This window comes from Burkholderia sp. BCC1996 (assembly GCF_905339955.1).
Lineage (GTDB): Bacteria > Pseudomonadota > Gammaproteobacteria > Burkholderiales > Burkholderiaceae > Burkholderia.
On the sequence record NZ_CAJPHM010000009.1, the window covers coordinates 162,667 to 187,564 of the forward strand.

A 24,898-nucleotide genomic window follows, 5' to 3' on the forward strand; every position below is an offset into this window, starting at 1 on the left:
ACGCTCGCACGGCCGCACCGCGCGCGTCAGTCCGACGACCCCGTGCCGCGCGGCCGCTCGATGCCGTACGCTTCCATCCAGCGATAGAGCGTTGCACGCGACACGCCGAGCTCGCGCGCGGATGCGGCGACGCGTCCGCGCGTGCGCAGCAGTGCGGTTTCGATCGCTTCGCGCTCGATCGACTTGCGGATGTCGGCCACCGACGGCGACGCCGCGTCGAGACAGTATTCGAGCTCGAGGTCCTGCGCCGTGATCAGGCGCCCTTCCGTCATCACGACCGCGCGCCGCACGCGGTTGATCAGTTCGCGCACGTTGCCCGGCCAGTCATGCTTGTAGAGCGCCGTGATCGCATCCGTCGAAAAGCCGCGCACGCGATGGCGCGCGTCGCCGCGAAAGCGTTCGAGCATGTGATCCGCGAGCAGCTCGATGTCCTTGCCGCGCGCGCGCAGCGGCGGCTGGTCGATGCGCATCACGCAAAGACGGTGGAACAGGTCCGCGCGGAAACGCCCTTCTTCCATCGCTTCGCGCAGGTCGACGTGCGTCGCGGAGACGATCCGCACGTCGACCGGCACCGGGTCGCTGCCGCCGAGGCGATGAATCGCGCGCTCCTGCAGGAAGCGCAGCAGGCTCGCCTGGCTCTCGTGCGGCAGGTCGCCGATTTCGTCGAGCAGCAGCGTGCCGCCGTTTGCGGCCTCGACGTAGCCGATCTTGCGCGCGTTCGCGCCGGTAAACGCGCCGCGCTCATAGCCGAACAGTTCCGATTGCAGCAGGTGGGGCGGGATCGCACCGCAGTTGACCGCGACGAACGGGCCGTTGCGCCGTTCCGAATGACGATGGATCGCGACGGCCGTCAGTTCCTTGCCGGTTCCCGTCTCGCCGAACACGAACACGGGCGCGTCGGTGCGCGCGAAGCGCCGCACCGTATCGAACAGCCGCAGCATCGCGCTGCAGGTGCCGACGATGCCGTTCTCCTGCGATTCGAGGCGTTCCCGATCGCGCGCGAACAGGCATTCCATTCCGTACGCATGGCCGACCGTATCGGCAATGCGTTGGTGCGACGCGGGCAACGTGATGTAGTCGAAGCAATAGTCGCGCAACAGCGCGCGCACGTTCGGCGAGGCGGTCTGGCCGGTCTCGACGAGTGCGACCCACACGACGTCGCGCATCGACGCGCAGGTCGACGCGATGCTGCCGATCGCGTCGGCGTGACCGCCGCTCAGGTCGAGGATGCCGCAGGTGATTTCGCCGGAGGTATCGCGCAATTCGCTCGCGTGCGCGACGACCGTCACTTTCCAGTCGCGTCGCGCGAGTTCCTTGCGCAGCATGACGGACGGCGTCTGGGTCCAGTAAATCAGAGGACGCTGCCCGGTAATCCTCTCCCCGCCGGCGCTCTTATCGCGCGTTATTGGCATATTCATAGCGAACCATCACTTTCTCCACTCCGCGAACCGTTCGCGTGCGCTGCGGCCGGCGGCGCATGGCCACCTGTCCGCGCCGCGTTTCCGCAGCTTTGGCGAAGATCGAAACTGCACACGGCGAGAGCCCCCGGAGGTCGAGCCGGATGTCATCCGGCCTCGTTGTCATCGAACTCGAAGGGAACGCGCGGCCGCGGGAGCCGCGGCGTTCCGGCTTTCATACGACGCGCCGTCAGGCGGAGCGCGTCGGCAAACGGGATTTCCGTCCGCATTTGCGTCGCGTCGTACACGACAGCCGCGCCCGATGCTGAACCGGATGGCCGCCAACCCGCTTTCGGAATGGTGGCCTCATTTCATCCGTTCCTGAATCTACACCCCGTATCGAGATGGCCTTGTTACCAAAAGATAAAATCGATTCAGCCGATTACGCTGCCGCCCCGGCGCGCGCGGCGCGCGTTTAGCGCCTCAGATTTGATTATCCACGACCATTCCCGTCAATCAGTGCCAAATACCACTTTTCTGCAAGATCGGCGCCTTCCATTGCCCGCGATTCTCGCTTGAATCGCGCAAATAATCCGGGAAGCGTTTTGCATCCGTGGATAATCGCGCGCCCCTGCGACACCGCCATCACGCATCGAACGCGGGCGAACCGCGCGTGTTCGTTACAACATCGTAACGAAGCAGCCGGTCGTGCCGTCCGTCTCCTGACGCGATGCAGCATGGCGTCCATGCGTGTCGCGCCGCCAACGATCGCTGCCGACAGGCCGGCGCGACGGGCACTGTGCTGGTGCAGGGCCGCATGCAGCGCGAAAGCATCGGGCAGCGCACCGTCGCAAGTATGCGCGTGTTGTCCGGCGCGTCGAAACGATCGCGTCCGGATGAAGGATGCGCGCATCGCGAGGACATCGACGATGCGGCAGATGCTGGCCTGCGAGCAACCGGTCGCGATGCGCGGCCGACCCGCCGTGAACGATCGCAATCTCAAGTACAGCCCCCGATTCTTCAATCGCGTTCGATGCAGACTGCCCGCTGCGCGGTTCGCAGCGGACAGTCGCGACGAATCAATTATGGGAAAGCCGGCATGCGGCCACTGTGTGATACCGCACAGTGCCCCGCTCACACCACGGCCCGTTTCGCGCTGCCGGCATCGCCCGCACGAAACGGGCATAACGAGAGTGTGAGTATGCTTTCGAACAGACCGGCGCGCCCCGCATCCGCATCATGGACATCGGCGAGCCGCACCGGACGAACGCGTTCATGCGGCTCGGCGTGCTGAAGGCTTCACACGAGGACCGCATCATGGAATGGCATTGTTGTGAATTCGAACATCTGAGCGCCGTCGATCTCTATGCAATCCTGCGCTCGCGCAACGCAGTGCTGGTGGTCGAGGATGCGCATACGCATCTCGACATCGACGGCAAGGATGCGCATGCGCTGCACGTGTTCGCGTGCATGCACAAGGGTGACACGACGGAAGTCGTCGCCTACGCGCGCGTGCTGCCCGGCGACGACGCCGATCCGGACGTCGTGATCGACAAGGTGCTGACGAGCGAGGCATGTCGCGACGACCGCACCCTCGAGCAACTCATGCAGCGCGCGCTCACGGCCGCGCAGGCCACATGGCCCGCCGTGGCGGTTCGCACGCACGTTCCCGCACAACGCCAGGACTTCTATAAGCGTTTCGGATTCCGAAAGGCATACGGTCCCTATCTCGAACAGGGCGCACCGTTCGTCGGTCTCGTCCGGCCCGCCGACCGCGCCGCCGGCGCGCTGCGTCAGCTGCTGTCCCGGACCGTCGCGGCGCCGCGATCGCGCAACGAGGACGCGCGCGTCGACGGCCGCGCACACAACCGGCTGCCTGCCGATACCGGAGCCAATCGATGAACGCCAACCTTCGCCCGGTTCCCGATCCCGAGCTGCCCTGCGTCCTGCCCGTCATACTCGCCGGTGGTTCCGGCACGCGCCTCTGGCCGCTGTCGCGCGAGCAGTATCCGAAACAGCTGATCGAGCTGACCTCGAACGAATCGCCGCTGTCGGCGACCGCGCGCCGCCTGAACGGCATCGCGAACGCGGCGCTCGGCGACACGCTGCTGCTGGTGTGCGGCGAACAGCATCGCATCATGAGCGCCGCGCAGGTGCTCGGGCGCGCGGCCCCCGCCCGCATCCTGCTCGAACCGGCCGCGCGCAATACGGCGCCTGCGCTGACGCTCGCGGCGCTCGACGCCAGCGTGCTCGCGGACGATCCCATCCTCGCGGTCATGCCGGCCGATCACGTGATCGGCGACGTCGCCGCATTCCAGGAAGCGGTCGGCCGCGCGGCGCGCTACGCGCAGGAAGGCGCGATCGTCACGCTCGGCGTGCTGCCGCGCCGCGCGGAAACCGGCTACGGCTACATCCAGGTCGGCGAACCGCGCGCCGGCCGCCTTGGCGGACAAGGCGGCTATGCGATCGGGCGCTTCGTCGAGAAGCCGAACGCGGCGCTCGCCGAGCGCTACCTGCATTCGGGCGATTACTGGTGGAACAGCGGGATTTTTGTCACGCGCGCATCGACCTGGCTGAAGGCGATCCGTGCGCTCGCACCCGACATCCATGCGGCCTGCGACGCGGCATGGCGCGCGGGCACCGCCGAGCATCCGTTCTTCCGGATCGACGCGGCGGCCTTCGACGCGTGCCCGTCCGACTCGATCGACTACGCGGTCATGGAGCGCCTCGCGGAGCACCCCGAACTCGGCATCGAAGGCATCGTGGTACCGCTGTCCGCAGGTTGGTCGGACGTCGGCACCTGGGATGCGATCTGGGAAATCATGCCGAAGGACGATCAGGGCAACGTCGCGCGCGGCCCGATCGTGTTCGAGGACACGCAGGACAGTCTCGTGCGCTCGGAGGGCCGGCTGATTGCGTGCGTCGGCATGAAGGACGTCGTCGTGATCGAGACGCCCGATGCGGTGCTGGTCGCGAACAAGCACGACGTGCAGCGCGTGAAGAACATCGTCGCGCGCCTGAAGACCGAGCAGCGCCCGCAGGCGAGCGAACACCGCAAGGTGCAGCGGCCGTGGGGCCACTACGATTCGATCGATCTCGGCGAGCGGTTCCAGGTGAAGCGGATCGTCGTCGAACCCGGCAAGCGGCTGTCGCTGCAGATGCACTATCACCGCGCCGAGCACTGGATCGTCGTGCGCGGCACCGCGAAGGTCACGCGCGGCAACGAGACCTTCCTGCTCAGCGAAAACGAATCGACCTATATCGCTGTCGGCGAGGTCCACCGCCTCGAGAATCCCGGCCGGATTCCGCTCGAGATCATCGAGGTGCAGTCGGGTGATTATCTCGGCGAAGACGATATCGTGCGGTTTGATGATCAGTATGGAAGGCCGGTCGTCGAGAGCGTGCGGCAGCGCCCGTCGCTCGCCTCGCGCGAACCAGACGAGGAAACCGCGGAACGCAACGTCATCCGGTAAGCGCATGCGGATCGAGGCGGCGTGCGCGGTGGCGATGCGCGCCGCCGCGCGAACAAGGGGTGGCCGCCTGTTCGCCACCTGTTCACCGCATGGCGTCGCCGACCGGCGGCCCACGCGACGCACGATCAGTCGATGCCGCCTTGCGACCAGCGCGCTTGCCTGACCGATTCGCGCACGCGCGGCAACAACGACGTATCCGCGCCGATCGCGTCACCTGCCGCCGACAACGGCTGACGCGCGGCCGCACACGGCGCGCCCCTCGCCTGCCCTCCCGACGCCCCCGCCGGTCGGCCGGTCGCGCAATCGTGCGCGGGGTCGACCCGGACCGGCATTCCGCCGATCCCCGACAGTTGATTGTCCGCGAGCCGCACGCCCGACACGTTTCCCCACAGGCGAATGCCGTCGAATCGCGCATGCGACACACGGTTGCCGATCACGGTCACGCGCGACACCGAACCCGACCACGTGCTGACCTCGATCGCCGCCTGCTGCGTGACCGGACGAGGATCGGCCCGGCCCGTCGCTGTCTGGATATCCGCGATCGAGTTGCCCTCGATGCGGATGTCGGACGAGCCGGCAGTTCGATTGCTGTCTTCCTGCGCGACGAGAATGCCCGAGCTCACCTGTACGTTGCGCACGATATTGTTCGAGATGGTGACGTTCGCACCGCCGACCACCGTGATGCCCCGGCCCCACGGGTTGCCCTCCAGCGAGTTGCCGGTAATCAGCACGTTGCGCGTCAGCACGCCTTCCGCCTGGTAACTCACCACGGCGATCATGTCGTCGCCGGTCCCGCGCACGACGTTGCCCTGCACGAGCACGTTGTGTGAGCCGTGCGTCATGTGAATGCCGTCGGCCAGCGTCGACAGCACCTCGTTGCCGACGATCGCGACGTCAGCGCCGCCGAACACGAAGATCCCGCCGCCCGCGCCACCGTCGATGACGTTGTCGAGCACCTGCACACCGCGCCCCGTCACCTCGACCTTCGAAGACTCCGGCGTCGTGAGGCGTGTCGTGCCGGTTCCGGTGAGCCGAAAACCGACGAGCGTCGTACCCTCGCCGCGCATCTCGACCGTCTGGTCGCCCGGGATTGTCGCGATCAGCGTCGCGCCGTAGCCCGACAACACCACATTCCGCTGCCGCACGACCAGCGACCGGCCGACCACATACCGCCCCGGCGCGAACACCAGTCGCTGGCCAGGCTGCAACGCGTCCAGCGCATGTTGCAGCATGTCGGCCTGATCGGCCGCGTCCGCAGCGGGACGAACGTACGCATCCGGTACAGCCGAATGAAACGCACCAGGCGCAGGCGTGCCGGATGCTGCCGCGGCACTGCCCGGCCAAGCCAGCCCGCCTGCCACGCACATCGCGGCAAGCGCCACACGCGCAAGAAACGGGCCGTGTGATCTATGCATGTCGAGTCGACTCCCTGGAATGACTTCGCGCGCGTCCGCCGGCGCGCCCGAATCGCTGCATGCCGGCCGAGTTGTCGGCCCGCGATACCGCCGAAACAGGCGGTGTACTACGTTCGATTGGATCATTCGAACCCGCCGCGTTTCAGTGCGTCAACAGACCAATACATCCCGCCTGCGCGGCGGATCCGACATGCCGTTGACGATTCATCGCGCTTCCAATGAAGCGAATCGCGGAACGGTAGGCTCGCGAACCGAGTGCCGGTCTGCGACACGTATCATGGCCACCATGCGACGCGACCGTGCGCCGGGGCACCGCACCCTGCGCGCCGGGCTCCCGGATCGTCCGCACTTCGCTCGTCCAGAATCCGTTCATGACCGACCTGACCATCGCAATCTGCAACTACAACCACGGCGCATACCTGCGCGACGCGATCGATTCGGCGCTCTCGCAGGGCGCGCACGGTGTACGCGTGCTGGTCGTCGACGACGGTTCGACCGACTATTCGCGCGACATCATTCGCTCGTACGGCGAGCGCGTGACGGCGGTGTTCCAGGAGAATCGCGGTCAGGTCGCCGCATACAACCGCGCGCTCGAACATGTCACGACGCGCTACGTGATCCTGCTCGACGCTGACGACCTGCTCTATGCCGACGCCGCGGCCCGCGTGCTCGCCGCATTCGCGTCCGGCGACTTCGTGAAGGTGCATTTCCGGCTCGACGTGATCGCGCGGGACGGTGCGATGACCGGGGCGAGCGTGCCGCAGTCGGCCGTCGACACCGATTGCGGCCGCCTGTTGCGCGCGGGCTGGCTGTACCCGTCGCCGCCCGCATCGGGCAACGCGTATCGGGTCGATGCGCTCAAGCGCATCTTTCCGGTACCCGTCACCCCGGACAACCTGCATGGCGCGGATTTCTATGCGATCTACGGTATCGCGTTGCTCGGTGCCGTACACATGATCGATGCAACGCTCGGCGGCTATCGCGTCCATCAGCAACCGGGGACGCGCCCGTCCGCCGACACGCCGGCCCTCGCCCTCACCAATTCGGAAGACGCCGCGACGGGCGCGCTGAAAGCCGAACGCCGATGGGCGACGCTGCGCATGCTTGCCGGCACACGGCTGCACCAAGCATTGCCGATCGCGCCGCTCGACTTCGCGATCGAGAAGGCCCGCTTCGCAAGCACGCTCTATCACGCCCCACTCGTGCGGCGCTGGCGCTGGTTCCTGTGCGAATCCGGACGCTACTGGCAAACCGTGCTGCGCAACCCGTTCTGGGGGCCCGCCAAGAAAGCGGCCGTGGCCGGGCTGTCGCTCGCATGCTTGCTGCCGTCGGCAACGCTCAGCAACCGTGCGATTCGCTATATCTCCAATCCGCTCGCGCGCGTGCGGAAGTCGTCCGGCCATCACGCCGACGCTCGATAGCGTCGCCGAGTCGCGCCTTCGGTAAGCCATCGCACCCAGCGGGTCGCGCATGCGCTGCACAATGATCCGGACCAGTGGATTCACGCGCACTGACCGGATTTCGTCGTTGTCTCGTCTCCAGTCGTCGTAGTCGAACGCCGGTATCCGATGTTCGGAGGAATCGAGCCGACACGTAGAACGCGGCATTGATTCGTCACGCTGCGTCGTGTTCGGCACGCTCCGGCAACGTCGACCCGATATTCCATCGGCGGAAACCATCCGGCTGCCTCGTCAGCTCGAACAAGCGACTGCGACAGCAGGATCCAATGGCCACGGCAGCCATGCATTTATCAATCAGGAATGCATAGTTTAACGAACTCGACACCGAGACAACACGATTCGCGGGCGGCTCATCGTCACGACGGGCGATGAATGTGCGATCGGATCGCTAGACCGAAAGATGACCCAAGAAAAGATCGTTCATATCGCCGAAGCGTTTGGTGGCGGCGTGCTTTCGATGCTGACCCATCTCGCCAACCATGCCGCGGCGACCGGCGTCGACGTGACGGTTCTGCATTCGATCCGACCGGAAACCCCGACCGATTTTTCAACGCTATTCCTGCCTGACGTGAAGCTCGTGTACGTCGACATGGCGCGCGAGGTGAGCGTCAGACAGGATCTGAGGAGCTTGCGTGCGCTGGTCCGCAACCTGCGCGACTGCAAGCCGACCGCGATTCATCTGCACTCGTCGAAGGCCGGCGTGCTGGGGCGAATCGCCGCACGGATCGCCGCCCCGAATGCGAAGGTCCTCTACTCGCCGCACGGACTCTCGTTCCTGCGCCGCGACGTGTCGCGCATGAAGCAGTACGCCTATCTGAGCTTCGAGCGCATCGCGGCGCACATCGGCGGAACCATCGTCGCGTGCTCCGGCAGCGAACTCGCCGAGATCCGGGGAAAGGTCCGGGCGAAGTCGGCAGTCCTGGTGGAAAACGGCGTCAATGCAGCGGAGATCCCACCGCGTCGAACGCGCGACGATCGCAAAGTCGTCATCGGGATGAGCGGCCGGGCGTCGTTCCAGAAAAATCATGAAGCATTCGTGCGCCTTGCCGACACGCTGCACGGCGCAGACGTCGAGTTTCTCTGGATCGGCGGCGATGCCGCCGAGATTCCGGACCCCGGCCAGCGCCGGGCAGTCGTCTGCAGCGGCTGGGTCACCCGCGCACGCGCGCTCGCGCTGACGTCGGAACTGGATATCTACGTCCAGACCTCCCGATGGGAAGGCATGCCGGTCGCGTTGATCGAAGCGCAGGTCGCCGGCATACCGGCCGTGGTGACGGACGTCGTGGGCAATCGCGACGTGGTGATTCACGGCGTGACCGGCTATGTCGCGTCGAACGCCGACGAGATGGCCACGTATCTGACGACGCTCCGTGATGACCGGCAGCTTCGCGAGCAAATGGGCGCGGCAGCTCGAAAACGGGCGATTCAGCGGTTTTCGATGAGCGCGATTTTCCGGCAGTGGAATGCCCTTTACGGACTCGATACCGAAGAGCCGCGTGTCGACACGCGCGACTTCAAGCCGGTTGCACCGGATCACGTCAAAGCCTGACTCCGATTTCGAAATCTCCTTATTGACATGATCGCTTTCAAGAAACCGAAGCAACTCGTATACAACGGCCGCTTCACCACGCAGAAGACAACCGGCGTGCAGCGCGTCGCGCGCGAGCTGATCGCCGCATTGATCAAGTTTCAGCCGCAGGATCCGGTGACCGTGCTGGTGCCTCCGCAGCCCGGCGTCGAGGTAAGCGGTGCGAGGACGGTCAAGGTCGGTTTTTACAAGGGCGTGGTCTGGGAGCAGCTGGTCCTCCCGTTATTCTCACGCCGCGGCCGCATCGTGAATCTCAGCAATTCGGCATCCATTTTCATCGGCAACCAGATCATCTACATGCACGATGCGGCGGTGTTCGACACGCCCGCGCATTTCTCCCGGCCATTTCGCGTGTGGTACCGGATCATGTTCTGGATTCTGGCGCGAACCTCCGTTTGCGTGCTGACCAACTCCTATTTCTCGCGGGATCGCCTCGCGCATCACTGCGGCGTCTCCGCGGAGAAGATCAGCGTCGTGCCGCTCGGTGCGGATCATCTCGATGCCCTGGAAGCGGACACGAGCGTGCTCGACAAGCATGCGCTGACGCCCGGCCGCTTCGTGCTCGCGGTCAGCAGCATGAATCCGACCAAGAACTTCGGGCGGCTGATCGCGGCATTCCGGCAGATCGACGATCCGTCGGTCGATCTCGTCATCGTCGGCATGCAGAACGCCACCGTGTTCGGCAAGCAGGATCATCTCTCGGCATCCGAGCCGAACATCAAGTACGTGGGCTACATCAGCGACGAGCAATTGAAGGCGCTGTATCAGAACGCAGCGTGCTTCCTTTATCCGTCGATCTACGAAGGGTTCGGCATACCGCCTCTCGAGGCGATGCGCTACGGCTGTCCGGCGGTTGTCGGCAAATCGGCCGCACTGCCGGAAGTCTGTGCCGATGCGGCGCTGTACTGCGATCCGTATTCGCAGGACGACATCGCGCAGAAATTGCGGAGCCTGCTCGATTCCGCCGAGCTCAGGGCCGAGCTCAAACGCAAGGGAAGCCTGCACGCGGAGAAATATCGCTGGAGCCGAAGCGCCGAGATGATGACGGAGATCTTCGAGGGGCTGTAAAAGCGACTCCCGCGCTCCGGCGCCGCAACGACGCCGGTGTGCTCCGCGAACTGCTCCGGTTACCCGACGTTGACCGGGTTGCCGGTCGCGGCCCGATGATTTCCGAACATGCGCTTGCCCAGATACGACCTGATCGGTTCTTCAACAAATTTCGCCAGGATGGCGGCGGACACGATCGAAAGAAACGCGGCGATCATCGCGGTTCGGACAACGTGGATGTCGGCCTGTGGCGCATACGCGAACACCAGCCTTCCGATCGGATAGTGCACGCAATAAAGCGGATACGAGATCCAGCCGAGGAACGCGCTGAGCCTTGCAATCGTCTTGCCGCTGGGCGCGAGCATGGCCCCCCGGTAAACCAGCGCAGGTGCGACGAACAGCAGGATAGCCACTGAATACATCCCCTTGATCGACGACGGAAACGCGACGACCAGCAGGAAAACGACAAACAGCATGTAGTCGTTCTTCACGAGCCCGGCGATGAACCACTGCGGCTTCGCCGGAAGATCCGAGTCGTACATCTTTCCAATCGCGATGCCCAACAAGAACCCGTAGCCCACCCTGAAGAAGCCGCCGATGAAGTTATCCGCCGCCCAGCCCTGGTTCATCATGATCGCCAGCTTGGCGTTATCGAGACTGGCAAGAAACCCATATACGAGGAATGCAACGAGACAGGCGTAGGCCCATCTCGACAGATTCCGCGCGGTCATCTTGATTGCCGCGATCAGGATGACGCTCGCGAACAACTCGAAGAACAGCGACCAGGCAGGCGGATTCAGCGGGAATACGCCAGGATCATTGACGGACGGCAAGCTGTGATTCGCCGCGCCGACGAAACCCGACACCGAAAAGCGACCGAGGTATGGAACGAGAAAAAAATTCTGGCCGGTGGCGGCCGCCAGGTTGCCCAATGAGAACCGGGCGGACGAATTGGCCTGCATGACGATCAGGCTCGCGAAGCCGATCGCGAACCCGATGAAAATCATCGGGTACAGGCGTATTAACCTGCGCTTCAGATACTCGCCACGCCATGCGTCCTGGCGCAATCTTTCACCATAGGAATACGAAAGAATGAAGCCGCTCAGCATGAAAAACATGTCGACGGAAAGATAGGCACCCTGCAGGATCGTGCTCGATAGTTCCTGCAGGAAATGCATGAACATCACGCTTATCGCAGCGATGCCTCGCAAGCCGTCCAGGATTTCGAACTTCTGCTTGTGACTGGCCATGAAAGTGAGTGGCTCCGGGAAATATCGATCTTGCAGGTTCGGCGCGCGTCGGCGCACACTTCACGTTTCCGGCGACCCGGCACCGTACGATCGCCGTGCCGCCGCCGCGAGTCAGAAAGTCTTGTAGACGATGTCCGGCGCGGGCGAATCGGAAATGACCAGCACCAGCACGGTCACGACCGCCAATACCGTGCACCACGAGGTACGGGCGTAACGCGACAGGAACAGTCCGGCCATGCCGCCTTGCGTCACACGCTCGTATACCGCGTTGAGCACGGCAAGCGTCACCGTCGCGCCCACGAATACCAGCAGCCATACGAACGCGACGAGCGCCGGGCCGAGCGTCGTCGCGATGGTCTGGATTTCGCTCCAGGTCGACCAGAACCACAACAGGCTGAATGCGAAAAACGTGAACGTCAGCCCGCGCGCGCAATGGGCGTAGAGCGGCGTGTTGCACAGCGCGACGTACCGCTTCTTGCCAAGCCATTTGGTCATGCGGATCTGATACAGCTTGTTGACGCTGACGCCCCCGCCCTGCAGGACACCGAAGAACAGAAACATCGACGTCTGTCCGTGCCAGGCGCCGACCAGGAAGAACGTCACGAAGAACGCGACGACACCCAGATACGGCTCCAGTGAGCGCGACGGAAAGCGACGCATAAGTGTCATCAGCAGCGGGTTGTATACGTAGGTCTTGAGCCAGCCGGAAAGCGTGATGTGCCAGCGACTCCAGAATCCGATGAAGTTGGTCGACGAGAACGGCCGGTCGAAATTCTCCGGCAGTGAGATCCCGAAGAAGCGCGCGACACCGACGACCGTGTCCGTGTAGCCGGAGAAGTTGAAATACAGATAGACCGGGTAGATCGCGGCGATCGTCAGCCCGGTCAGCATGCGCTCGCCGAGCGGTTGCATCGGCGACAGTTGCGCAAGCGCCTGATGATGGACGTGCGACAGTGCCGCCGACACGATCGCCACCTTGAAGAATCCCACGATGATACGCTCGAGCGCGACGCCGTAGTCGATTGCATCCGGCCCCGGCCGCTCGTTCGTCTGCGTCACGCTGTAATCCTGAAAGCGTTGAATCGGCCCCGACACGAGCGACGTGAAGTTGAGCACGTAATTCAGATACACCACCGGCGTCACGCGAACCGACAGGCCCGGACTGCGAGCGTCGATGATGAGATGGAGCATCCGGAAAAAGATGTAGGACACGCCGATCGTCGCGTAAGGGTGCGACAGCAGCAACGCGGACGGCACGAACGTATAGCGTTTGAGCCAGAAGAACAGCGCGATCACGATCGCAACGATCGGCGCGAACGCTGACAGCCACTGCTTCGTTTGCATGCAGCGGACGCTCAGATAACCGACGATCAGGAATGCGGCGAACGGAATCCACGCGACCGGATCGCGGGAAAACGTCGCCAGGAACAGCAGATTGACGACGAGAAATACCGCGTTTTGCCAGGTCAGCGAGCGAGACAGGTTGAAGATCAGCGCGGCAACGGCTGCAAAGGCGAAGAACTGGAAGGATGGAATATTCATCGGACGGCCTGGAAACGGTTCGAAACGATGGCGGCGGCATGCGCCGCCAGGTTCAATGTGACCCGCATGCCGACAACGCGGGCGCCCCGCCGGCGGTAAGCGCCGTCACCATGCTTCGCGCGACAACGCGCGCGCCGGCGGCGTTCAGATGGTTGTCGACCGGATAGTAGTAATCGGCCGGGTTCGCCGACTGCTTCAGGCTCGAGGCCAGATCGATGTAGCGCATGCCGTGCTTCGCGGCGATTTCGGCCATCGCGTGATCGAGCGCCAATGGATCGATGCCCGTCGGCAGCGATTTCGCGGCCAGGAGCCCGGCCTGCGTCCGTTGCGGAATCAGCATCAGCGCCACCGGCACGCCCGTCGCGCGAAACCTGTCCGCGACCGTTGCGGCCACTTTGTCGAACGTCTCGAGCCGCTCGCGCCAGGCGGTCGAAAATGGCGGCCGAAGGAAATCGGCCTTGTCGCCGTATTTCAGATACATCGGCACCTGAATGTCCGGATTTTCGAACATGTAGTGCTGTGCGACGGCGACGGCACGGCTGCCGCTCAGCCAGCCCTTGGCACGCGCCATCAGGTCGCTGCGCGGTTCCGGCGCGACGGTGGCCGCGGGCGCATCCGCGACGTCCGGCAGATTGATCTTTTCCAGATCGAACGGCGCAACCGTGAGTACCGCTGCATCCGGCTGCAAGGCCAGCGCCGGCCCGATCCGGTTCAGCACCTTGCGGAACGGCAGTTCGTAGACACCGAGATTCTGGACCTCCACCGGTGCGCCACACATCCTGCTCAGGTCATGTTCCGCCAGCGCCGCGAACGATTGGTCGTACGGGAGGCTCGTGCCTTCGGCAAACGACGTGCCGAGCAACGCAACGCGTCGCGTACCGGCCGGCTTCGGTCCGCAACCCTCGGTCGAGCGGAAACCGCAAGCGTTGTAGTGGTAAGTGATCCACGGGGTTTCCGGAGTCTTGACCGTCATCGTGCAATTCGGGACGTTGCGCATGCCCTCCCTGGCATCGGCCACATGGCATTCGCCCCCGCGCGTACCCGCGCTCCAGATCGCCCTCGTCGCGAATTCAGCGGCAACGAAAAGGCAGACCACCGTCGCCACGACGATCAACGGCAGCAATACATAGTCACGGCGCGTCAGCTTGCGAGAAGCCGCAACGTCATCCGTCTCGCGCAACGACGTCAGTGATACGGTGTTTTTCATGATTCAGGCGGCAGCAATCGTATCGAAACCCGCCCGCGTCACGGCGAAATGACCCGGCGCGATCTCGCGGTCGCTGGCCATTTCCCAGACCGTCGTGCCGTCCGGCTCTTCGCTCACGGCTTCGAAACCGAGCTTCGCATAATGATCCTTGACCAGCGCATTGCGGTCGGTCGGGATATAACGCCCGATCACGCGCGTGACATCGCGCTGGCGCGCATGCTGCAGCACTTCGCGCAACACCATCTGCTCGACCTGGCGCCCCAGCACGCGGCAGCTCATCAACCACGAATCGATCTGCCAGGTACTCGGCGCACGTTCGTCGGGCCGGCAAATCACGACCGAGATCATGCCGTTGTCGCCGAACGTATCCGTCAGGCGAACCTGCAGCGTGAAAACCCGCCCGTCGCCTTCGAGCGCGTGGATCTCCGCGTCTGTATAGCGGCGCGTCGTCAAATTGAACTGGTTCGACTTGTTGATCAACTGAACAATGCGTGCCCGTCCGGTATCGTCGAACGGTGCGAAATCGATCTTCATGTCGAGCGAACGCAGGTACGCATCCATGTCGCCGGCCTGACTGCGCAGCGCCACGCGGCGCGCATTGTCCTGGTACATATCGGCGCGCTTCTGATCTTCCGGCAAGAACGCGAGGGACTCGAAATAGCCCGCGGCGGCAAGGGTCCGCGCGTACAGCGAAGGATCATCGGGCAACTCGGGAACGGCGACTTCGGGCAACGTCGTACGGACCAGATTCCGCTCGACCGGATTGTCGTCGAGGAACACCATCGAATCGATACCGAGCGACAGCTCGTCGGCAATCGCGCGAATATTGGTAGCTTTGTCGTTCCAGTTGGCCTGGAACACCGCAAAGTGTTGCTCGCGCAACAGCATTTCAGGGTGCTTTTGAAACGGCAGACGCGCCGTATCGTCGTTGTTCTTCGACGACACCGCGAGCACGATGCCGCGCGCCCTCAGCGAAAGCGCGAGCTGCTGTACAGCGAGATGGGCTTCACCGACCGCATCGCCCTGCGCCACCTTGATGCCTTCGAGCAAGTCGTCGCCGATCACCCCGCCCCAAAGGGTGTTGTCGAGATCGAGTACCAGCACACGCCGGCTCTTGCCGCGCGCCGCGCCCAGCAGCCGGCCCACGTGATCCGCATAGAGCGGCACGTAGTCGCCGGCAAACGGATACTTGGCCAGATTCCATTGGGCGGGCGAATGCCAGTTCGCCAGTCCGACAGTCCCCGCGACATGCGCAACGTCGAACAGGATGTCGTTCGATTCCGCCACACGCTGCGCGAGCGCTCGATTGAAACGTTCGACGAGATTGAGCGGCGTGCCGGCAATCAGCGCATCCCGATTGCCGAACAGCGTGTCGGACGGCGGCGCGAGCGTCTGGACGATCGACGGCGCATTGCCGTGCTGCCTGAAGCCGGCGCGCAGTGCATCGATCTGGTCCAGTGCCGCGGCCACGCTGTGCTGCGCCGCTTCCTCGTCGCCCGGTTGCGCGTTGAGCGGCAGCCCACGGTAGTCCAGGGCCACCAGCACGGCATCGACTTGCGCGCGATTGATCGTCGAATCCGGCGCAAGGGCTTCCTGCATGACCTGCCCGTAGTGCCCCGACACGATCTCCAGCGCGACGCCATGACGCGCGGCGCTCGCGACGAGCGGCAACACGAGATGATCGAGCGTGCCGTTGCCGACCAGCCCGAGCCGGAACGGCGTGAGCGGCGCGAGCGTGCGCCCCGCGCCCTGCAAGGCAATGATCGCGCGCCCCAGCTTGATCAACTGATTTTCGCCGAGCGCGCAGTTGGCCAGTTGGCGTAAGCGGCGGCCCAATCCGGCACCCGGATCATCGTCGATCGATTCGACGAGCGTGCGGCATCGCGCGGAGAAATCGTCAGGCGGGCGCGGCAACCAGGCCAGCGCAGTGTACAAATCATCTTTCATCGAAGGGCGCTCTCGGCAAAGCGGGTTCTGGACGGGACATGCGGGCCGACCTGCATCATGCGGCGTGGCGCTTGCTGATCAGATCTGCAAATTCACCGACGTTCTTCAGGCCGGAAATATCGGCTGCGGCAAGCTTGATTCCGAACGCGCGCTCGACGCTCAGAACCAGGCGGATATGCGACAGGCTGTCCCAGCCGTCGACGTCAGCGGCGGTCAGTTGAGGCGTTGCCACCAGCTCGTCGTCGTCGAATACGTCCCGCAATACATCGGTCAACTTGGCATAGACGGCAGATTGGCTCACGGCGAAGGCATCCTTTGACGTAGGGAAAAATGAACGATGCGATGTGCTCGGTCGAGGTTGTTCGCGTGCAGGTCATCGCATTGCATCGGTCAGCGGTCCGCAGCGGCACGACAACCTCGACCATCGTGCAAATGCTAGCCCGGCGATCGAATCACTAACGTGCGAAAAGCTACTTTTCCGGGAGGTGACCTGGCTGGAACGCAGGTTTCGACTCGCGAACGCGATGTCGAACGGGCACGCGGCTGCTCGCCGTTTCTCGCACGACAGGCACCGCGACGCGAGGCCGAACGTCGACTGGTCATCGGCGGCATTCGTGCTGCGATACGCTGCGGACCAGGCCGTCGATCGACACGTCAGCGCGCCCGTGCGCCTCACGGTGCGGCAGGATGGGTGGCCGGCGCGACCGATGCCGGTCGCTTGACGAAATAGCGGAACACGGCGATCAGCAAGACAATCGGCACGAAATTCCGTCCGCTGAACAAATTCGGAATTCGAAGAATCTCCATGATCGAAACGTAGAGCACGGCATGCGCGCAACACCAGAACCCTGCTCCGCTCCGCCAGCCTGCGTAGCTCCGTCCGAACACCCAGCCGAGGACAACCGCATCGAGCAGCCCGAACCAGCCCCATTCGTAAAAGTGAACGAAGATCCCGGAGGGATTGTTGAATTCCGGGTCGGCGTAGCTGTTCAGGAACACGGTGATGCTGTCGGTCGAGTCGAGCCACGGCTGCAACGGTGCGCCGATGATCGGAAAATGCAGCAGCCAGTCGAAAGTGAACATCGGATGGCCGCGGTCCCACCCGAGCACGCTCAGTATCCCCGCACCGTTGTTCAGCGCCGTCGAGTAATAGAGGCCGAGACGTTCGAGCGCGAAATCGAAAAGGTTGTCGTAGATGGTGACGTAATAGGCCTCCCACGACCGGTTGTACTCGTTCGCGATGAAGAGCCCGAACAGCAACGGAATCGCGGCGTACGGCCCGAGCGTCAGCAGTCGCGAGAACCGGCCGCCGAGCCGGAACCGCACGATCATGAGCGCGCATGGCAGCGCCACCTCGATCAACGCGAGCCGCTCGGCAAAGATGAAGCTGCGCAGCAGCGTCAGCACCGCGAGCACGCCCAGGTAAACCTTGTAGCGGTTCACCCCTTTGACCGGCGTCTTGAACACGTAGAAATACAACGCGACGTACGGCGCGGCTGCCTGCGTGAACGAGCTCAGGCCCGTGAAGTGCCCTTTCTGCTCGAGCATGACATACGCATTCGCTTCGCCGTGCAGGAACGCCAGCAACAACGCCGGACGCGCGAGAATCCCGCCCAGCAGCATGAGATTGCCGAACAGCGCGAGCACGAACACGAAATCGAGTACGCCGGCGGGCAACTCGGCGGGCGCGGCCGGCGGCCCCCGGCGCGACTGCGCCTCGGTCGTCGCCAGCCACGCCGTCACCACGACGACCAGCAGGAACAACGCGCCGACCAATGCGTAATAGCCGTCGAAGTAGAGCCGCGCGATCGATTTCTGATTGACCAGCAGACTCAGCGACAACATCCCGTACAACGGCAGGATGAAGATCAGCACGAGGCGGGCGGGATCTTCCCACCAGTAACCTGTGTAAGCACCTGCCTCGCGACGGACACGCGCCGCCCTGCGCGCCGTCGCCCCGCCCTGTCGCGGACGGAGCCTGCCGTCGCCCGCACGCCGCCGTCTCATGAAGCCCGTTCCATCTGTTGTCGCGATACCGCCATTCCCTTGGCGACCGCCGCGGCCTGATGCGTGTTCGTATCCGCATAGCCGTAGTCGTACCGTCCCGGCGCGCCCTTGTAATCGTTCAGGACCACGCCGCGCACGTCGATATGCGCGTGTTCGAGCCGTCGTGCGCTTTCGTCGAGTTCCGCCAGTGTCGTCACGCCGCTGCGCGCGACGAGGAACACGGTTCCCGCGAGGCGGCCGAGCACCAGCGCATCGGCCACCGGCAGCAACGGCGGGCCGTCGATCACGACCATGTCGTAGCGCGATGCGACCTGCTCGATCAGTTCGGCGAGCGCGGGCTGCAGCAGCAGCTCGCCCGGATCGGGCACGACGCTGCCCATCGCGATGAAATCGAGGCCCGGCACGATGCCGCGCTTGATCGCCTCGTCGAGCCGGTGGGTGCCAGCCACCACGTCCGACAGGCCCGGTGCGCGGCTGTAGCGGAATCGTTCGTGCAGCGACCCCTTGCGCAGGTCGGCATCGATCAGCAGGACTCGCCGCTTCGCCGCGCCGACGAGCGACGCGATATTCGCGGCGACGAACGACTTGCCGACACCCGTCGTCGGCCCGGAAATCAACACGACGGGATTCGACGCGTGCGGCATCGACAGTTGCAGTGCCGCACGGAAATTGCGCAGGCTTTCGAGCGCCGCGTCCTGCACGGCGACGGGCGGCACCGGCGCGCGCGCGCCGCGCCGTCCGGCCTTCGGGCCCAGCTCCGCTTGCGCCACGCCCGGGCTGTGCGGCACGGTCGCGAACACCGGCAGTCCCGTCGTCCATTCGATTTCCTCGGCATCGCCGATCGTGCCGACGATGCGCTGCCGGACGATCACGATTGCCGCGCCTGCCAGCAGGCCCACCATCAGCAGGGCGATCACGGCGACCCCGCGATGCGGGCCGATCGGCTGCTCGGCGACCTTCGCCGTATCGACGATCCGCACGGTGCCGGTCTTGCTGGCCCGCGCGAGGATCATCTGCTGGCGCGTGTTGAGCAGGTTCGTGTACAGCGCCGTGTCGACGGCCACGTCGCGCTGCAACTGCAGCACGCCCTGTTCGACGGTCGGCAGTTGCTGGATCTGCTTGCGTGTCGTGTCGAGCGAACGCTGCACGTCGGAGAGCTGAGCATCGACGGCCACCACGGCCGGATGCTTCGGCATGAAGCGCGTCAGCAATTCCTCGCGCCGCTGCTGCAGCGTCTGCACGCGCGTCTCGATGTCGACCGACTGCTGGCGCAACGCCAACGCCTCGTCGCTCGTATTGACCGTCCCGTGCGAGGCCCGGAACGCGTTGAAGCGGCTTTCCGCCTTTTCGAGCTGCGCCTTGAGCTGCGGCAACTGGGCGTCCATGAAGCGGATCAGCTTGTCGGCCGCCTCGGACTTGCGCTGCGTGTTCTGCGCCAGGTATGCGTCGCCGATCGCGTTCAGCACGCGGCTGTCGTGCACGGGATCGGTTCCGTCAAGCGTCACGCCGACCATGTTCGACTGCTTGCCGCGCTCCGAGATCAGCGCGTTCTTCTGCAGCCAGGCCGTCGCCTCCTCGTCGCTGTAGCGCGTCAGGTCGAAGCGTGCGCCGGGCTTGCCGGCCACGCCGCGCACGAATATGTCGAGCGGCCCCTGCGGCGTCTCGACATGTAGCGGCTGCCCGATGCGGCCCTGCCATGCCGGCCCCTTGCGGCCGAACCAGCCCGTACGCTGCAGCGTGTAGGCGCCGTCGTCGCCGACGGTCAGCGCGAACCGCTTGCCGAGCAGGCGCTTCGGCACGTCGAAGGTCGGCACGTCGATGCGCTCGGTGCCGTACACATAGCCGCCCGGCAGCGGCGACGACAGCCCGTCGGCCGCGTTCACGAACCGCCAGCCGATCAGCGGCAGGTAATGCGGCCTGGCGTCGACGGCCAGATTGGTGCTGTCGATCGCGCGATCGAGCACCGCGCGGGATTTCAACACTTCGATCTCGGTCGACGCATCCGTCTTCAGGTCGAATACCGACGACGGATCACCGGTCGGCGACGTCGATTTCGAGTCAGTCGGGCTTTGCTCGACCTGGAACAGGATGTCGGTCCGGTAGACGGGGGCCGCACACAGCGCATACACGGCGCCAACGAGTGCGCCCGCGAGCGCCGTGCCAAGGATCAGGCGCCGGCCGCCGTACAGCATGCCCCAGTAGCGGCGCACCGGATAGGACGGCCGCAGGGCGGGCCCGCTGTGCGGGTCGGGCAGGGTCGAGGAAGTCATACGGCATCAGTCCCGTAGGCGCGACGCGCGGTCGCGATGACGAAATGGGTCATGAGGGTCACGGCGAAATCGCCTTGGCCGTCAGCGCACCCTGCGCGGACGACGGAATCAGCAGGTTGACGACGCGGCTCCAGCGCACCAGCGACGACGCATCGACGAACACGACGTCGCGACGCTCGAGCGGAAACTGGTCGGCCAGCGCGAACGACGCGGGCGAACTGCCGTCGAGGTGGTACACCCGCGGGCGGTTGTCCGGGCCACGACGCACGACGAACACCTGGCGCGCGTCCGACGTGTACTGGCTCGCGCCGCCCGTGTCGCCGAGTGCTTCGCCGAGGCTCATCCGGCCGTCGGTCAGCGTCAGCGTCGCGGGCCGCGACACCTCGCCGAGCACGAACACCTTCGCGTCGCTCGCCGCGCGCACGCGCACGAGATCGCCGTCGCGCAGCAGGATGTTCGACGGGTTCACGCCCGCGGCGATCAGCGCCGGCAGGCTCACGTTCACGGTCTTGTCGCCGCGCGTCACCGAGACCTGCGAGCGATCGGCCGTCGGGGTAAAGCCGCCCGCGCGGTCGATCGCCTCGGGCAGCGTCATCGGCATGTCGTTGACGATCTGCAGACCCGGCGTGCGCACCTCGCCATCGAGATAGACACGCTTGCTGCGATAGGTCTGGACGCGCAGCGCGATCTGCGGCTTGCGCACGTATTCGCCGAGCCGCTTCGTCAGCAGCGCGCGCGCCTGCGCCTCGGTCAGCCCCGCCACGTGCACGAGGCCGGCATACGCGAACTGCACGTTGCCGTTTGCGTCGACCGTGTAGCCGGTCGCGACCGAACTGGCACCGACACCGTCGCCGCCCGCCGTCGTCTGCGTCGTCGGCAGGTTCAGTTCGGGGTGGTCCCATACGACGATGCCGAGCACGTCGCCGGGGCCGATCGTGTACGGCTTCGGCTTGCCGAACAGCTGGCGGATTTCCGCATCGACATCGGGCGGCCGGCTCGCATGCTGCTGCGCGACGAACGCCGGCGTGATTTCGATCAGCTCCTCGCTCGACACGTTCTGCACACCGTCGAGGCCGCCCGCGCCCGATGCATCGGCGCTCACGCGCGCATTCGCGTCACGGTCGGCAGGCGCCCGGTACGTCATGCCCGGCGACAACGCACATGCGCTCAATGCGCACGCGGCCGCCACGATCGCCATGCGCGACAGCCACGGTGCGCGACGGGTGCCGGCCATGCGTGGCTGCAGCGCTCCGTGCGTCGATTCGGGTTGCGTGGTGATTGACATCGTGCCCTTCCAAAACTGTGCGGTAACCCGCCGAACGCGGCGAATTCCGGCATTACGCTTGCCGGCGCGGCTCGCATCGCGGTGCCGCACCTCCCTCTACACCGCACGTCAAACCGTACGATTCGTCATGAACTGCTCTTCGTCGCTTTCGTTACTCGTCTGCATCGCCTCGGCCGGCATCGTCTGCGCCGTCGATGCGCAGACGTTGCCCGCCGTCCCGGCCGACGCGCCGACGTTCGCATCGGCGGCGGCGCTCCCGCCCGTACCGTTGCAGCGTTCGGCGCAAGTCGCCGCGACAAGCGACAGCGTCGAACCCGCTGCAGCCGCCTCCGGAGTCGCGATGTCCGCTTCCGCGCGTCCCGTCGCCAGCACCGCCGTCCAGCCCGAAACGCGCGCCCGCGGCGCGCTGCGCCGGCCGCTCGTGCCGGGGCGGCCGCATCGCCCGCAAGCGGCCATTGCACCCGCCGACGACGTATGGCGCAGCGACAGGTTGTATGCGTCGCCCTACGCGAAGTCGCCCTATGAGCAACCGGACGATCCGGACTGAAGCATCCCGGCCGGTCATGCCTCGGCATGACCGGCGATGCACCGATACGGAATTGGACACCACGGCGAACGGCACGTCTGTGAGGGACCCCACCGAACGCCGATCTTCATGCGTAGAGGGGATCGCACCCCGATGCGCCGCCGCGTGCGACGCGGCGCGCATCACGACCGGCCAACGGACACGCTCGTGTACGATCGCGCGGCCGCTTCGGGTGCGGCCGGATCGGCGACGCGCGCGACCGGCCGGATCGAGTCGCGACCGAGCGCCTGCATGCACCGGTCGATCACGATGTCCGTGCCCACCGCGCCGTACACCGCATGGTCGACCTGCGGCTCGAGGTACAGACGCACGTGACGCGAGCACCGGAACGCGCGCTCGATTGCACCGAAGTGACGCCGGACATCGTCGATGCCGGGATCGAGCGCGCCGTACACCAGCGTCGTCCATACGTTGCGCTGCGCAAGCTCGTGCATCACGCCGCGCGGCGTGCCGATGCCGGGCTTCCAGCCGGCGCGCGCTGCAAGCGCCTTCGCCGGCACGCTGACCCGCGCGATCGCATTCGCGGCCACCGCCCGCACGATCGGCCGCAGGTCGCGCCGATCCCGCACGAGGCGCTTCCATTTCTGCCAGTCGCGCACCGACAGCCAGTAACCGCGCACCGAGTTGTTCCGCTGCTTCTGCACTGCCTCAAGCGAGAGTCCGGCCGGCCACACGAAGCGGGCGAGATTGATCGCGATCACGCCGCCGAGCGACGGCGTCTTCACGGCCGCATGCAACGCCGCATAGGCGCCGGAACAAATGCCCGCCGCGGCCACCTCCGGGTGACCGAGCGCGCGCAGCCAGTCCGCGGCAGCGGCCACGTCGTCGCTCGACCGCGCCGAATACACGACGCCCGACTGGTCGTCCAGCGCGGCGGGCCCGCTATCGCCGACGCCATGCACGTCGATCCGCAGTGTCGTCACGCCGGTGCGTGCCAGCGCACGCGCGAGGCGCACGCTGAAGCGCCCTTCGCCGCTGCGCGGGTTCGTCGACGTGTTCGCGATCACGAGCGCCGGGCCGACCGGATTCGCCGGCCGCGTGTCGGCGGGACGGCACAGCACGCCGACGAGCCGGTCCGGACCGACCGCGACGACCTGCTCGGTCATGTCGTGCAGGTCCAGCGCGACGGCCGACTCGCCATTCCACGCCGAATCCGTTTGCATCGGGGTTTCGGTGCCAGCCGACATACGCGGCGCGCGTTCGGCGATCCAGTTCGCGAGCGTGTCGATCGCCGCGAGCGGCAAGCGCGAGCGCGTGCCGTCCAGCATCGTCGTCGGCCATTCGCGGAATGCATCGCTCGCCACGTCCACACCGCGCTCGAACAGCGCTTCGCGCAATGCCGGCCCGTCGCCCTGATCGGGCTGGATCAGCAGCATCGCGCCAGGCAACGTCGGCGCATCGCGCACGACGTCGCACAGATCGACCGCCTTCAACGCATCGACGAAGTCGTCGGGAAACCGGTGTCCGAGCACGTTCATGCACGGTTCGTCGCGATGCGCGGCGCGGATCGCGGGCGACGTGATATCGAGCCACTGGCGATGCACGAACGACAGCTCGCGCAGGTAGGCGCGACCACGCACGACCGGCGCCAGCGCCACCAGTGCGTCGACGCGCGGCGCCGGGCGCGGGCCCACGCCCGCGGCGGCCAGCATCGCGAACAACGCGCCCGCGCGGATCCCGACGAGCGTCAGCGTGGTTACGCCAACCTGATCGCGCAACAGGTCGATCGCGTCGTGAATGCTGGCGATGCTCGCGACATACCGACCGGCGTCGCGATCGTCTCCCGCCGAGTCGCCGGTGCACGGGTAGTTGAATCGCAATACCGTGACGCCCTCGCGGGCCAGCCGCTCCGCGATCGCCCGCATGAGCTTGTGCGTCCACGATGCCTCGTGACCCAGCGATTCGCACAGGATCACGCCTTGTGTCGTATGTCCTTCGTGCAGCCACCCCACGCAGCTGCCGAACGTTATCGGCTTCAATCGGTACTCCTCGGCTCGGTATTTGTTATCGGATGCGGACACGCGTCCGGCGGCTCCACCGGAATCGGCCACTCCACGGTCATGTGACTGCTCCACGACGCACGGCCTTCACGCAACGGACCTCCGCCGCGCCCCTGCGCAACCCGTCCGCCTTTCGCGATGCGTTGTCCTGCCCCCCCGCTGCCTGGCGGCGGCAGGTCGCCGGCCCGAGTCGTCGTCAAGCCATTTCCTCCGCACACCCAAACAGTCGTTCGATTAGAGCACTCGGTCCGAGCGCCCTTCGGTGCGCCAGCTTACAAATGCATTCATTACCGTGGCGATACAACGAGGCGCCCGCTGTTCCGATTCGCGCCGCGCGTGTGCGCCGAATCCGCGAAAGGTAGGCTCGCGAACACAGTCGTCCCGCTCGCCCCGTATCATGACCGCCATGCGATGTGGCCGTGTC

General features: G+C 65.4%; 18 protein-coding genes. 6 read left to right on the forward strand and 12 right to left on the reverse strand.

The window, feature by feature from the left end; all coding sequences use genetic code 11:
• Positions 1–26: 26 nt before the first annotated feature.
• Together U4Z64_RS15640 and U4Z64_RS15645 are read right to left on the reverse strand one after the other, a co-directional pair.
• The gene (locus U4Z64_RS15640; RefSeq protein ID WP_321820416.1) at positions 27–1,418 is read right to left on the reverse strand and encodes a sigma-54 dependent transcriptional regulator; all 1,392 of its coding nucleotides are present in this window, start codon (positions 1,416–1,418) and stop codon (positions 27–29) included.
• Between the two features lie 472 nt (positions 1,419–1,890).
• Positions 1,891–2,421: a hypothetical protein gene (locus U4Z64_RS15645; RefSeq protein ID WP_207671188.1), complete on the reverse strand. Its 531-nt coding sequence runs from the start codon at positions 2,419–2,421 to the stop codon at positions 1,891–1,893.
• Between the two features lie 293 nt (positions 2,422–2,714).
• Here U4Z64_RS15645 and U4Z64_RS15650 point away from each other — a divergent pair, with 293 nt between their 5' ends.
• Positions 2,715–3,299: a drug:proton antiporter gene (locus tag U4Z64_RS15650; RefSeq protein WP_321820480.1), complete on the forward strand. Its 585-nt coding sequence runs from the start codon at positions 2,715–2,717 to the stop codon at positions 3,297–3,299.
• Positions 3,296–4,870: a mannose-1-phosphate guanylyltransferase/mannose-6-phosphate isomerase gene (locus tag U4Z64_RS15655; RefSeq protein WP_321820417.1), complete on the forward strand. Its 1,575-nt coding sequence runs from the start codon at positions 3,296–3,298 to the stop codon at positions 4,868–4,870. Before U4Z64_RS15650 ends, U4Z64_RS15655 begins: the two co-directional genes overlap by 4 nt.
• 125 nt (positions 4,871–4,995) lie before the next feature.
• Here the strand turns inward: U4Z64_RS15655 and U4Z64_RS15660 are convergent, their stop codons facing one another.
• Entirely contained in the window at positions 4,996–6,285 is a 1,290-nt protein-coding gene (locus U4Z64_RS15660) for a right-handed parallel beta-helix repeat-containing protein (protein ID WP_321820418.1), read from the reverse strand.
• 371 nt (positions 6,286–6,656) lie between these two features.
• Between U4Z64_RS15660 and U4Z64_RS15665 the strand changes: the two genes are divergently transcribed.
• The 3 genes from U4Z64_RS15665 (at position 6,657) to U4Z64_RS15675 (ending at position 10,401) form a co-directional block, all read left to right on the forward strand.
• The gene (locus U4Z64_RS15665; protein WP_321820419.1) at positions 6,657–7,706 is read left to right on the forward strand and encodes a glycosyltransferase family A protein; all 1,050 of its coding nucleotides are present in this window, start codon (positions 6,657–6,659) and stop codon (positions 7,704–7,706) included.
• Between the two features lie 439 nt (positions 7,707–8,145).
• The gene (locus U4Z64_RS15670; protein ID WP_321820420.1) at positions 8,146–9,294 is read left to right on the forward strand and encodes a glycosyltransferase; all 1,149 of its coding nucleotides are present in this window, start codon (positions 8,146–8,148) and stop codon (positions 9,292–9,294) included.
• A 27-nt stretch (positions 9,295–9,321) separates the two neighbouring features.
• Positions 9,322–10,401 (forward strand): glycosyltransferase family 1 protein, encoded by a 1,080-nt coding sequence (locus U4Z64_RS15675; RefSeq protein WP_321820421.1) that lies wholly within the window; start codon positions 9,322–9,324, stop codon positions 10,399–10,401.
• Positions 10,402–10,460: 59 nt separating this feature from the next.
• Here the strand turns inward: U4Z64_RS15675 and U4Z64_RS15680 are convergent, their stop codons facing one another.
• From U4Z64_RS15680 to U4Z64_RS15715, 8 genes are all read right to left on the reverse strand, one after another.
• Positions 10,461–11,630 carry an acyltransferase gene (locus U4Z64_RS15680; protein ID WP_321820422.1) on the reverse strand — a complete coding sequence of 390 codons (1,170 nt, stop codon included), beginning with the start codon at positions 11,628–11,630 and terminating at the stop codon, positions 10,461–10,463.
• 111 nt (positions 11,631–11,741) lie between these two features.
• Positions 11,742–13,172, reverse strand: a complete 1,431-nt coding sequence (locus U4Z64_RS15685) for an MBOAT family O-acyltransferase (RefSeq protein WP_321820423.1) — start codon at positions 13,170–13,172, stop codon at positions 11,742–11,744.
• Between the two features lie 52 nt (positions 13,173–13,224).
• On the reverse strand, positions 13,225–14,145 hold the full coding sequence (locus U4Z64_RS15690) for an SGNH/GDSL hydrolase family protein (RefSeq protein WP_185735438.1): 921 nt from the start codon (positions 14,143–14,145) through the stop codon (positions 13,225–13,227).
• Between the two features lie 237 nt (positions 14,146–14,382).
• Positions 14,383–16,326 (reverse strand): HAD-IIIC family phosphatase, encoded by a 1,944-nt coding sequence (locus tag U4Z64_RS15695; protein ID WP_321820424.1) that lies wholly within the window; start codon positions 16,324–16,326, stop codon positions 14,383–14,385.
• 55 nt (positions 16,327–16,381) lie between these two features.
• On the reverse strand, positions 16,382–16,627 hold the full coding sequence (locus U4Z64_RS15700; RefSeq protein WP_059666713.1) for an acyl carrier protein: 246 nt from the start codon (positions 16,625–16,627) through the stop codon (positions 16,382–16,384).
• Positions 16,628–16,998: 371 nt separating this feature from the next.
• Positions 16,999–18,333: an oligosaccharide repeat unit polymerase gene (locus U4Z64_RS15705; protein ID WP_321820425.1), complete on the reverse strand. Its 1,335-nt coding sequence runs from the start codon at positions 18,331–18,333 to the stop codon at positions 16,999–17,001.
• Positions 18,330–20,603, reverse strand: coding sequence for a polysaccharide biosynthesis tyrosine autokinase (locus U4Z64_RS15710; protein ID WP_321820426.1), 2,274 nt, complete (start codon positions 20,601–20,603; stop codon positions 18,330–18,332). The genes U4Z64_RS15705 and U4Z64_RS15710 overlap by 4 nt, the downstream gene beginning before the upstream one ends.
• A gap of 58 nt (positions 20,604–20,661) precedes the next feature.
• Positions 20,662–21,888: a polysaccharide biosynthesis/export family protein gene (locus U4Z64_RS15715; RefSeq protein ID WP_321820427.1), complete on the reverse strand. Its 1,227-nt coding sequence runs from the start codon at positions 21,886–21,888 to the stop codon at positions 20,662–20,664.
• Here U4Z64_RS15715 and U4Z64_RS15720 point away from each other — a divergent pair.
• Entirely contained in the window at positions 21,875–22,435 is a 561-nt protein-coding gene (locus tag U4Z64_RS15720; protein WP_321820428.1) for a hypothetical protein, read from the forward strand. The two genes, U4Z64_RS15715 and U4Z64_RS15720, sit on opposite strands and share 14 nt — an antisense overlap.
• A 161-nt stretch (positions 22,436–22,596) precedes the next feature.
• On the opposite strand, the gene U4Z64_RS15725 is transcribed toward U4Z64_RS15720, so the two are convergent.
• On the reverse strand, positions 22,597–24,453 hold the full coding sequence (locus U4Z64_RS15725) for an alpha/beta hydrolase (protein WP_321820429.1): 1,857 nt from the start codon (positions 24,451–24,453) through the stop codon (positions 22,597–22,599).
• Positions 24,454–24,898 lie beyond the last annotated feature (445 nt).

Bases quoted from the DNA above. Each gene is read 5' to 3' on its own strand.
- U4Z64_RS15655 (WP_321820417.1), top strand. From the start codon at position 3,296: ATGAACGCCAACCTTCGCCCGGTTCCCGATCCCGAGCTGCCCTGCGTC.
- U4Z64_RS15665 (WP_321820419.1), top strand. From the start codon at position 6,657: ATGACCGACCTGACCATCGCAATCTGCAACTACAACCACGGCGCATAC.
- U4Z64_RS15705 (WP_321820425.1), bottom strand. From the start codon at position 18,333: ATGAGACGGCGGCGTGCGGGCGACGGCAGGCTCCGTCCGCGACAGGGC.
- U4Z64_RS15660 (WP_321820418.1), bottom strand. From the start codon at position 6,285: ATGCATAGATCACACGGCCCGTTTCTTGCGCGTGTGGCGCTTGCCGCG.
- U4Z64_RS15690 (WP_185735438.1), bottom strand. From the start codon at position 14,145: ATGACGGTCAAGACTCCGGAAACCCCGTGGATCACTTACCACTACAAC.
- U4Z64_RS15685 (WP_321820423.1), bottom strand. From the start codon at position 13,172: ATGAATATTCCATCCTTCCAGTTCTTCGCCTTTGCAGCCGTTGCCGCG.
- U4Z64_RS15675 (WP_321820421.1), top strand. From the start codon at position 9,322: ATGATCGCTTTCAAGAAACCGAAGCAACTCGTATACAACGGCCGCTTC.
- U4Z64_RS15715 (WP_321820427.1), bottom strand. From the start codon at position 21,888: ATGTCAATCACCACGCAACCCGAATCGACGCACGGAGCGCTGCAGCCA.
- U4Z64_RS15710 (WP_321820426.1), bottom strand. From the start codon at position 20,603: ATGACTTCCTCGACCCTGCCCGACCCGCACAGCGGGCCCGCCCTGCGG.
- U4Z64_RS15680 (WP_321820422.1), bottom strand. From the start codon at position 11,630: ATGGCCAGTCACAAGCAGAAGTTCGAAATCCTGGACGGCTTGCGAGGC.
- U4Z64_RS15695 (WP_321820424.1), bottom strand. From the start codon at position 16,326: ATGAAAGATGATTTGTACACTGCGCTGGCCTGGTTGCCGCGCCCGCCT.
- U4Z64_RS15640 (WP_321820416.1), bottom strand. From the start codon at position 1,418: ATGAATATGCCAATAACGCGCGATAAGAGCGCCGGCGGGGAGAGGATT.
- U4Z64_RS15650 (WP_321820480.1), top strand. From the start codon at position 2,715: ATGGAATGGCATTGTTGTGAATTCGAACATCTGAGCGCCGTCGATCTC.
- U4Z64_RS15670 (WP_321820420.1), top strand. From the start codon at position 8,146: ATGACCCAAGAAAAGATCGTTCATATCGCCGAAGCGTTTGGTGGCGGC.